Source organism: Pseudochrobactrum sp. AO18b (genome assembly GCF_000409565.1).
Classification (GTDB): Bacteria; Pseudomonadota; Alphaproteobacteria; order Rhizobiales; family Rhizobiaceae; genus Pseudochrobactrum; species Pseudochrobactrum saccharolyticum.
This window is the reverse complement of record NZ_ANNO01000364.1, coordinates 1-1,440: the sequence shown is the minus strand read 5'-3', so window position 1 is coordinate 1,440 and position 1,440 is coordinate 1. Positions and strand designations below refer to the sequence as shown.

2 protein-coding genes are annotated in these 1,440 nt (G+C 47.5%); one reads left to right on the top strand and one right to left on the bottom strand.

The window, feature by feature from the left end; translation table 11 throughout:
• Positions 1-38: 38 nt before the first annotated feature.
• Complete coding sequence (locus tag A918_RS0114000; protein ID WP_022711671.1) at positions 39-524, bottom strand: peroxiredoxin; 486 nt, start codon at positions 522-524, stop codon at positions 39-41.
• A gap of 389 nt (positions 525-913) precedes the next feature.
• Here A918_RS0114000 and A918_RS0113995 point away from each other — a divergent pair.
• Positions 914-1,440, top strand: a 527-nt coding sequence (locus tag A918_RS0113995; protein ID WP_028233822.1) for a YqgE/AlgH family protein, incomplete at its 3' end; no start/stop codon positions are given.

Below are 1,440 nucleotides of genomic sequence, written 5' to 3'. Positions count from 1 at the left end.
GCTTCAAAGCGGGCTTTTTCTTGTTCAGTCTAAAGAAATCAGAGCTTTTCGAGCATCGCTTCTGCGGAAGAAACTGTGGCAACGCCCGGATTTTCTTCAATGTCGAGGCTCTTTACAACGCCATCTTCGATCAGCGCTGAATAGCGCTTGGAGCGCACGCCAAGACCGCCACCGGACAGGTCGATATCAAGACCGGCAGCTATGGTGAATGCGCCGATACCATCGGAAAGATAGACGATCTTGCCTTCGCCTTCCGTGGCCTTTGCCCATGCGCCCATGACATGCACGTCATTGACGGAAACAACGGCAACAGTGTCCACGCCTTTAGCGATCAGCGCGTCGTAATTCGCCAGATAGCCCGGCAGATGGTTCAGTGTGCAGGTCGGGGTGAAAGCGCCCGGTACTGCAAAGAGAACGACTTTCTTACCCTGAAAAACGTCATCTGTGGTGACGTCTTTAACGCCGTCAGCAGTTTTGGTTTTGAAGCTTGCTGCTGGCAGTTTATCGCCGATCTGAATGGCCATTGTCTGTTCTCCTTCATACAGATTATGAGTAACGGATATTGGCATTATACATAGCCTCTGGCCGGATTTTACGGAAGCGCTATTTCTTGAAAATTCTGACAGGCAGGCATGTAATTTTTCTCATTCAGGCAGAATATTTCGCTTTTAATATGAATTTTCTAAAATACTGATTTTAAGTAATGCGCTGAAATGGCTGAAAAAATACAAGACGGATTTTTGCACTTCAAAAAACTTCGATAAATGTGACTTGGCTCATGTAAGTGTTGTGTTATGCTGATTATTCACTATGCCGTGAATGAATAAAACAGACGCATAATCATCCCCAGCGAACGGCAAAAATTACACATTTATCTTTATCAATCCTGTTGCATTGAAATTGAAAGAGGCGTGTGGTGAACAACGGTTTTCTCAACGGACAATTTCTGCTTGCAATGCCCGGTATGACGGATGAGCGTTTTGCCCGTTCGGTCATTTATATTTGTGCGCATTCAGAGCAGGGGACGATGGGTTTCATCATAAACCAGCTGCAGCCGCTTGAGTTTCCCGATCTCTTGATCCGCCTTGGTATTATTACGCAGGCGCAGAGTATTTTACTGCCCGAAAAAGCCCGCTCGCTGATGGTGCGCCGTGGCGGCCCTGTTGAAACCGGACGGGGCTTTGTGCTGCATAGTGATGATTTCATGGTCGGAACCAGTATTCCCGTCACCGATGATATCTGTATGACCGCGACCATGGATATTCTCCATGCCATATCGGATGGTATCGGGCCGGATAAAACACTGATGGCGCTTGGCTATGCCGGTTGGGATGCAGGGCAGATTGAACGTGAAATTGCGAGTAATGACTGGCTGATCTGTCCACCGACCACAGATTTGCTTTTTGATACGGATATTCTCGGCAAATATGATCGCGTCAT